1 protein-coding gene is annotated in these 282 nt (G+C 56.7%); it reads right to left on the minus strand.

Annotated elements, in window-relative coordinates; genetic code table 11:
- A partial coding sequence (locus PZC42_RS20865; protein WP_277214004.1) for a hypothetical protein occupies window positions 1-282 on the minus strand: 282 nt, incomplete at both ends.

The raw sequence follows: 282 nt of genomic DNA on the forward strand, positions 1-282 counted from the left end.
GTAGTGGCTCCTCGAAACCGAGTAGCTGAACGGCATCACCAGCGCTGCGAGCCTTGCCGACATCGATTGCATCGACATCCCCGTCCTGGAAGTTAGGGAACATCACAAACTTCTGAGTCGTGCCGGAGATTGCGACTGCGGCCAGTCGGTGTTGTCCATCAGCGATCTTGCCATCCGGGTAGAATGCAAGGCCCTGGTGGATCAGCTTCCATTCCCCGCGCTTCATGGCATCGGCATAGAATTTCGCCTTTGCCAAGCCGAAGTTGCGGTTATGACCCCCAT

This window comes from Isoptericola croceus (genome assembly GCF_029382255.1).
Lineage (GTDB): Bacteria > Actinomycetota > Actinomycetes > Actinomycetales > Cellulomonadaceae > Isoptericola > Isoptericola croceus.